Source organism: Streptococcus sp. P25B114 (assembly GCF_053010325.1).
Genome location: NZ_JBRKNW010000001.1, coordinates 263,685 through 272,907, shown reverse-complemented (window position 1 = coordinate 272,907; position 9,223 = coordinate 263,685). Strand labels below are relative to the sequence as shown.

Sequence of the window (9,223 nt, the reverse complement as noted above, 5' to 3'; positions counted from 1 at the left end):
CTAATTGTTTCTGCTGTTCGCGCACTAGTGCTTCGTCCCTCAAGCGAAGTTCTCTCAACTTTTTTAGGAAGGCCACCTCAGTTCGAAGACGTTCATTTTCCTCTTGAAGGCGCTCTAATTCCGTCATCTCTTCCCAGGTTTTCTTGCGTTTACGTCCCATCTTGCTCGGTCTCCCTCTTGGTTTTTCAAGAATAGTATACCCGTTTTTCTTGTATTTTGCTATCCAATTGGGAAGCATTCCTCGATTTGGCAAGGCATAATCAAGGGAAACTGAGAGTTGAGAACACCCATGAATCAAGACCTTATCCATTATTTCTTGCTTTAATTCAGGTGAATAATACCTATTTTTACCTTTTTCAACGATTTCCACGCCATATCGATCCATGAGTTTTATCATGTAGGTGAGATTGGCAATAGTGACCTTGTATATATTGCTAAGGTTGACCCACGACACGTCAATCATTCTCAGCTCTTATATTTCTAGTTTATCTTCATAACTTAATTTCATAAGAAAAACACCCCAATCGTTAGATTTTGTGTCTAACTTTTGGGGTGCAGTTCACTTATCTATTCTCTTTTGCTTAAAAGCAGTCATACTGAATTTGGTATTAGCTTAAAATATTCCCTTGCTTACGCTTGATTAACTAGCACAACGGGTATATATACTCTATTTTGCATACTTATTGATTGGACAAGTCAATTGTTTTTGAGCAAGGCTAGTCCCCCTTAAAAAAGAAAAAGAAAACGAACAAATCATCGGCTCTTGTAATTCCAGATGTTTGTCCGTTTCTGATACTAATTCTTAAGCAAAATCCATTCCGCTTTATTCAGCTTTTTTGCGACCAATCCAGAAACTAAAGCCTAGGGAGGCAAGTAAGAATCCTAAAAGACTTAGATTGTTTCTCTCCCCTGTTTCAGGTAAACGATTGGAAGTTGACATGTTTGAATTGCTACTTGTCAAGGTGGCACTTAACTGGCCTGCCTGCTTCTTAGATACAGCTACCAACGGTAACACAGCTGGCTTGGTCTCCGTATTTTTCTGCCGTTGCTGTAACAATGAGACGGCTGGCATTGCCGGAGTATAAACTTCACTTCTTGTTACTGTTAGAGGCAAGGTACCACTTGGAATAAAATGAGTAACCCCCTTGCCTTTTGCAGTCACCAACGGTTCTAAAATTCCTTCCGGTAATTCATGACGAACTCCACCTCCATTTGCCGTTTCAAGTGGTGGAAGAATACCGACTGGCAATTCATGAGTAACCCCCTTGCCTTTTGCAGTCACCAACGGTTCTAAAACGCCTTCTGGCAATTCATGACGAACTCCACCTCCATTTGCCGTTTCAAGAGGTGGAAGAATACCGACCGGCAATTCATGGCTAACTCCCTTGCCTTTGGCAGTAACTAAGGGTTCTAAAACGCCTGCTGGCAATTCATGACGAACTCCACCTCCATTTGCTGTTTCAAGAGGTGGGAGAATTCCGACCGGCAATTCATGAGTAACTCCCTTGCCTTTGGCAGTAACCAACGGTTCTAAAACACCTGCTGGCAATTCATGACGAACTCCACCTCCATTTGACGTTTCAAGAGGTGGGAGAATTCCGACTGGCAATTCATGGGTAACTCCCTTGCCTTTGGCAGTAACCAACGGTTCTAAAACACCTTCTGGCAAGCTATGTTTGACAACTTCTCCATTTTTTATTGTGAGAATATGAAGGGGAACTACAAGCTCTTCATGGCCGAGGTCATCATAGACCACACGAACAGTCATGGAGTGGTCGCCACTAGACTGTGGAAGTGGAGTGACTACTACAACATCAAATTGACCTACTTCTGCTGGTAGACTGATTTGCTTCACAATTTCATCTGTTGTTTCCTCACTATTGCTTGCCGGTAGGACACGGGCTTCCCCATTAACGTGTGGCTGGTAGCGATCCGCTTTAGGAAGAACTCCTGCTGGCAAGCTGTGTTTGACAACTTCTCCATTTTCTATTGTGAGAATATGAAGAGGTATTACAAGCTCTTCTTCGCTGCGATCATCATAGACCACACGAATAGTCATAGAGTGGTCGCCACTAGACTGTGGAATTGGAGTGACTACTATAACATCAAATCGACCTACTTCAGCTGGTAGACTGATTTGCTTCAAAATTTCAGCTGTTGTTTCCTCACTACTGCTTGCCGGTAGGACACGGGCTTCTCCATTAACGTGAGGCTGGTAGCGACTTGCTTTTGATAGAACCAAGACTACTGGAATCTCAATCGTTTTACTACTAGTGATAGCTGTCAACGCTGTTCTGTCAAAGTTTGGATCCAACTGATAGGTTCCCTCTGTCGCACTAGGCAACTCGTTCTCCACACCAGTAATGGACTGCCCATTATCAACTTGCACCTGCTTCTCTTTTACCAACTTACCTGACTGTGTGAAGTGCAAAGTTACTGTATGAGTTTGAACAGGCTGTTTTAGCTCTACCAAGCGATAAACAATTTCATCTTTAACCAGGCCAAAACGATTATAGCCTTTCTCCAAGGTAATACGAGCTGTAGGAGATAACAGTCCCTCAACCCTTACATATTCCTTGTCTATATTCTTGGTCAGATCTTGTTCAAAGCCTCTGACAAGAACTTGAACATTATCTTGAATATCTCCTGTTACCTGCAAGCTAGAGCTAACTGGGATAATCAGTTTTCCATCTCCAATCAGTTCACCGACTTCAAGATTCTGATTCATAGCCAGATTGAGAAGGCTATCTGTTCCCAACTCAAGTCGTGTGGTGATGCTAGAAACCTTATCAGACAGGGTAATATCTGCACGTTCACTCAGAGTCAATTCCTGAACATCCACTAATTCTACTCCAAATATACGAGCCGCCTTCAGAGTAACATGGTTGTCTGAACTATTTGTCGCCACAACCTTCTTGATATTGCTAGAACTACTCTCCAAGGTAACCCGATCAATAGTTGGAGATCCATCTACACCACCTAAGTCAATCCCTTGATCAACCATGGCAAATTCTGAGTCTATGATAATCTCAACCGGAATCAAACTAGTCCCTTGGGCATGGCCCGCAAAAATTTTCTGGAAGCGAGTGTCTGAGGAACCACCAATAATCGAGATCCGAGCATGGCTTCCTGAAGGGGTGTCAGTTGGAGAACCTGCAATCAAGGTAGGACGAAGATCGACTTGGGCCTGACTGATGGTCGTTGACACGTTATTAAAGGTCAGATGGTTACCATCCGCATAAATCTTCGGTTGCTGACCACCATCAGGAATCATCTCGAGCTTGAGATTACTTAGGGTCACATCTTTTGTCGTTAGCAAATTAAGACCACGAAGATTTAATTTATACCCACGACCATCAATTGTCACCGCCTTATCAATGACAAAATTCGTTGAAAAATTTTGTCCATCACGATGGATGATATCACTAACCAATTTAATAGTATCACCATCTTTAGCTTGGGAAATAGCATAGGACAAACTTTGATATGGATGAGTTTCTGTTCCCTGTCCCTCTTTAGATGTTTCAGCACCTTTGGTGACATAGAGCTCACGCGCCTGAACTTCTTGATAAATACTTGAGCGGAAGTCATCTGTATCCTTCAAATAAGCCTGGAAGATGCTCTTTTTCAATTCTTGAACAGCTGAAACTCTAGTTGACAAGGCTACCCTATTGGTTGCATTAAGTTTCATCTGTTGCAAATCTTTGGCAACGGCCGCATCCATCAAACTCTGAATAGCAGCGAAATCGCTGGCTACACTAGTGGATTTTAGCTCAGTAACCTTGGCGATGCGACGGTCAAACATAGCCTTCTTAAAGGTTGCTAGGTCTCCTCCATATTCTGGCATAATGGCATTCAAAGCTGCCTGATCATTGGCATATTGGCCAGAAACATAGGCTACCATTCCTTTTTCATAACCATATTCTCCCAGAATATCATAGGCATTTCTTCTAAAGCTAATGTCACCTACTGTTCCTGCATTGTTTTGCAGACCTGCATAGATAGGCTCAAAGAGAGGAATGGTGTAGTAAGAATTGGTCCGAGCTGTTCCTGTGGTATTGAGACCGTCAAACTTGTAGCGACCTGAAATCAATTGCTTATCTACAAAATCATGGACAGATTGCAAACCTGCTGCTAAATCTCTCGAAATTGGTTGAGCTTGATCTGTCTGACCACCATTGGCACTTGCGACAAGGCTCAGCTGATTAAGTAGGACCGCCCTGTTTTCAGGTATCTGACTCAAGATAGACTGAGCTTCTGCGTAATCTAAAGTGTACAAGACGTCCAAGATACCCTGCATATAGGTCTTGAGGTCATCACTTGTTTGGAAACGGTCTGGACTAGTATTTTGTGTCCGATTGTCTCCCATGCGATAGGCTGTATTGATAATAAAGCTCGGGTCTTGATAGGGTGTTTTGGCAACATCCATAGACTCAAACATTCCTCTGGCAAAAACTTCTTGTAACTGGCCAGCTCGTCTATCATAGCCATTTAACCAAACGTTCTTATCAAACATATGGGTCAATTCATGGGTATAGACAGACTGACCTGCCTCAGACAGGGATTTTTTCAAGAAGAGGTTAATGGAAGTCTTTCCATTGGCCTGACCATCAGCTTGCAAAAAGTTGGCATAAAGGCTGAGCGGTCTGATAAATTTCTCGACCCCTTCTAAAACACTTGAACCATATTTTGGTGAATAAAGTTCTTGAACGCGCTGAGTAGCTGTCCCTAGTTTCTGCGGACTATCAACCACAATAATGGTTTCATGATTGGCTAGAATATCCCTGTTCTGACTGATACGATGCCAGAATTTCAAAAAGCTTTCCTGGTCATCAGCATAGGATTGTAAGCTAGTTTTAAATGTTGAAATGCCGGTCTGGTCACCTGGTCGGACATAAGATTCCGTCAAACCATAGTTGACTGTGTTTGAAGTGATAATGGCATATACGAGATCACTAGGTAGGGTCAAGAGAGGAATGAGATGGTTACCTAGACGTACATTGCTCTTTAATTTCTGATAGAGCGAGGAATTTCCGTAAGGAGATTGGGACTCTGCCAGATGAGCCTTGCTGGTCTCCTTAAACCATTGCTCCCCTGTTTTACTTGGCTCAAACAAGCTCACTCCCTTCTCCACAAAGGAGAAAATATCAGCTTGATTTGTAATTGGAGCTAGTTTGGTTTGGTAAGTAGTCGCTGACTGTCCCAAGGTCAAATCACGATAGGTCAAGGTATTCAAGATAGTAAGAGTTCCAAGGGGACTCCCGCCACCACCAAAAACCTGAGGGTGATACAAGATTAAATCTTGGGCCTGATGTTGACCAAATTCAAAGGAATATTGACGATCCAGATAGGAAAGACCTGCTAAAATCTTCTCCTTATTACGACGGATATCCTCTACATTGACCTGGCTTGATTTCTCAAAAATACCCGTCAGACTCGTTTCAATCTTAGCCTTTACTCGCTCAAAACTCTCCCTCATATCCAGCATATCCATATAGGCTGTCTGCTTGAGAGACTGCAGCTGGTCGGCTGACAGAGCATTTCCCCCATTTTCCTTCCGAATGGCCGTCTCTAGAGCATTTTTTTCAAGAAAACTTTCTTGATGGCCCAAGTAAGGATAGAGTGAGTCATAGGTCACAGCCGCAAAATCATTTTTCAGCGAAGCAACCTGCTGCGCAACTGCCTCTCTGGTCTGGCTTGTCGTCGGCTGAGTCGTCGCAGGGACTATCTGACTACTACCATCCGAATAAACCACTTGAAACTGCTGAACTGTTTTTCCATTGACGGAGGTCATAAGCTCCCCTTGGTCATCTAGTGGTAATTTAGCAACTTCATTGGCAGCTACACTACGAGCCATGGGTACTGAACGAAGTACAGGTTGGACTACTTCTTCTGCTAGCTGGTCAGTCGGAGCAGATTCTACTGCTGATGTTTCTGCTACCTGAGCTGTTGTAGCTGACTCTACTGCTGATTGGCTTGGGGTTTCAACTACTGTTTGAGGACTTTCTGTCCCTATACTAGGTTCACTTACTTTCGCTTCCGACAGGGGTTGAACTGAGTTTGCTTTTTCTTGATCGAGTGTTGTTGATTGATTTTCTTGGATAACTGGAGTCTGTGAGACGATTGAATCAGTTTGAGTAGACTGAACTACTGGAGACAAAGTCTCTGCGGGAACTGGTTCTGTCAACTGAGTTCCCACCATCTCTGAAACCTGATTACTTGTTTGATCTTGACTTGGCCCATCTGTTACTGCCTGACTAGTTTGCTGACTACTAGCAGGCACTTGACTTACCTCTTGCGCAGCAGCAACCTGCCCTCCAAGGATGCTAAAGCTAATTGCCAGAGCAACTGACACGACACCGATGGAAAACTTACGAATACCAAAATGGTGCTTTTTTTGTAAAAAATGTAAATTCATTAAAATATAGTCTCCTTTTTGAGCCAAATAAAAAATCCACTATAATTATATAAGTAAGAAGAGTGAAATGCAAAGAAAACGCTGACAATCTCACCAAAACAAGAAAAGTTTCCCAACGATAACCGTCAGGAAACTAATGAAAACCATGGTTTCTAAGCAACCTCTTCAACCATCATTCCCTCACCGTCTCAATCGTCCACTCCTTCCAACCTCGAAAGCGAATAGCTCCTTGCTGATTGGTGCGATACCAAACAAATTTTAAGTGAATTAAAATGGTTCTAGTGAAAATTTTTGTTTTTTCACTGTCCACTATAAGGGGAGTATATCACCTTGATATGCATAGGGTTGGGGAGGTTTTTGTCGTTTCAAACTGCCAAAGATGGGATTATACCATAGATTCCACATGGAGCGGGAAAGCAACCTTGGAACCAAGGCATAAAAAGACCTTGTACTCTCTCAGTACAAAGTCCTACTAACTATAATTCAAAATCACTCTTCAGCTTGTCTATCATCTGCCGCAGCAAATCTTGATTGACACTGTATTTGACATCACTATTTTTTGTATTGAAGAGAAGTAAGTCACCGTTGATCAGTTTTTGGGTGTGGAAAGACACTGCCGCCCCTGTAATAGCCAGGCGTTCTGCAATGTCCTTGCTCTTGGCATGGGGCTTGGTCAGTTCCACTAAAACTTGGTAGCGCGTGCTATCGCTGATGACTTTAAGAGCCGTTGTCAAATCATCCAGATCCAGCTCGTCATTTGACAGCATCATCTGATCAATTCGACAGGATGCTAAAAGAGCGACTTTCATATGGTCAAAGTCTTCATTGCCATAATAAGCAAACCAATAATTCCAGGGACTGAGAACGAAGAATTGGGCAGTTTCTACTCCTAAAGCATCCAAGCCAGTCATGGCTAGCTGCTTGGATTCTCGATAGAGTTTCTCAATGTCAAAGTCTCTAGCAAAGGTTTCCCTCTCTGTCCTTGCCTGCTCAAAATAGGGCTGATAGATTGGCAGCATCTTATCCAAGAGATGGACAGACCGCTGAACTGTTTCCAGGGGATTGCGAATAGCCAGTGACCAGTACCACTTATCTGTCGGCTTTTTATCCGTTTTTTCCAAAAGTTCCATGAGGCTAAGGGTCTTCTCACGATGTCCGTCATTTTCAGACGCCAACATGGTTCGCATGGCATCTTCTACTTCTTCTTGAGACAGCTTTAAAATCAATTGACAAGCTTCCTCGACTGTCTTAGGATCCTGTCCTTGATCCAAGAGGTAGAAATACAAGGTGTGCAGGATTGTAAAGATATGTCCCCAGACAAAGACTTGATTGACTTCCTGACGAAAATCTGCCAACTTTTCTTCCATCTCATCACGAATGTCCAAGGCATCTTTGAGAATGTCTTTTTCTTTCTGTGAAAAATCCGCCTCAATCGGTTCCTCACGTTCCGTAACAATTAAAGGAATAAAAAATTTTTCGACAATTTCGCTTCTATAATCTCGGTAATCTAATTTCATAGTTTTCTTTCTAAGTATTCACTAATGACTTTGCAGGCTTGATCCCTGTAAGAATAGTATAGCCCAAGAGTCCCACAGAAAGCAAGAGGAAAATGAGGGAAATACTTGTCGCAGAAAGCACCGTCACCATAAGGGCGACCAAGGCTTGACCTGCAAGCATCCCAATATTGAATATAGTCCCCATTCCTGCATTGATAGTCGCCAATTTATCTTCGGGTAGTTCATTCATTATCAGGGCATACAATTTTGGATTGATAATGCCAGTCATCATGGTAGTGACTAAGATAGTCGCCATCACAATATAAATATTATGAAGGTAGAAGCCAACAAACAGGATGACCGACAAAAATGTACAACACTTGAGCAGGTTAGACAAGCTGATATGTTTGAAGAAAGCCATACCTAGACTAGAGCCAAGGATGTAACCAACAGAAAATAGATTGAATACCAAGGCAAGAGTTATACCAGAATTGACAATCACGAAGTCTGAAAATTCCTTCATAGACAGGATAACCATGGGAGATACGGCACTAACAACCGTATTGATACCCGAAATGGTCAGAATAGAAGCTTTTAGTACAGGGATGTTTTGAATGGCTTGATAAGATTCTTTAAGGCTCTGACCAATTCCCTTGACAAGTCCTGCTTCTGTTTCAGTTTGTTCAACCTCTTGGATAGGATTTTCTTTCAACAACTTGGCAAAAGCTGGACGCAGACCTACCATAATCGCAAGGCTGACCAAGAAGGTCCCAGCATTGAAAAAGGCAAGATTCTGGTAAGACATGAAGCCGATGAGAATGGCACCGCTGGATCGAAAGACAATCATCAAGATACCGCCCACGGTATTCTTAAAAGCCATGGCTGTTTCACGGTCTTCTGCCTCCAAGACCCGCAGGCTAAGTGGCATATAAAGCCCGTTTTCATACTGACCAACCAAGTCAGATAGGAAATTGACCACACAAACCACCGCTACAATCCATAGGGCTGGTGTAAATCCCATTAGTAAACCAACGAGGGCATAAAGAACAAAACGAAGCACCAGAGTAGCCAAAATCGTATCCAATTTATTTTTGGTCCGATCAGCCCAAATTCCCATAAAAAGTTCCGACAAGATTGGCAGAGTTTCAGAAACCGTAATCATGGCCAAGGCAAACTTAGTATCTGGCAGAAATAAGACATAGTTCATCAAAGCTAGGTAGTAAAGCGTGTCTCCAAAGTTGGAAATCACATCCGCTAGGTAGCTTGATAAGAACAATTTATTGTTGAGTATCTTTTTCAAAGTAATTCT

At 42.7% G+C, this 9,223-nt stretch carries 3 protein-coding genes and 1 pseudogene; all 4 read right to left on the bottom strand.

Annotated features, from left to right (window positions below):
• A pseudogene (locus ACVC7T_RS01225) lies at positions 1 to 463 on the bottom strand (transposase); the annotation flags it as partial.
• Positions 464 to 823: 360 nt separating this feature from the next.
• A complete protein-coding gene (locus ACVC7T_RS01220) occupies positions 824 to 6,418 on the bottom strand; it encodes a ZmpA/ZmpB/ZmpC family metallo-endopeptidase (protein WP_447262324.1) in 5,595 nt (1,864 codons plus the stop codon).
• Between the two features lie 476 nt (positions 6,419 to 6,894).
• On the bottom strand, positions 6,895 to 7,935 hold the full coding sequence (locus ACVC7T_RS01215) for an ArsR/SmtB family transcription factor (protein WP_105160059.1): 1,041 nt from the start codon (positions 7,933 to 7,935) through the stop codon (positions 6,895 to 6,897).
• Positions 7,936 to 7,945: 10 nt separating this feature from the next.
• Positions 7,946 to 9,214: an MFS transporter gene (locus ACVC7T_RS01210; RefSeq protein WP_099807114.1), complete on the bottom strand. Its 1,269-nt coding sequence runs from the start codon at positions 9,212 to 9,214 to the stop codon at positions 7,946 to 7,948.
• Positions 9,215 to 9,223: the final 9 nt, after the last annotated feature.

What these genes read in the sequence shown, in the direction of transcription:
- ACVC7T_RS01220 (WP_447262324.1), bottom strand. Translation starts at nt 6,418, where the DNA reads ATGAATTTACATTTTTTACAAAAAAAGCACCATTTTGGTATTCGTAAG.
- ACVC7T_RS01215 (WP_105160059.1), bottom strand. Translation starts at nt 7,935, where the DNA reads ATGAAATTAGATTACCGAGATTATAGAAGCGAAATTGTCGAAAAATTT.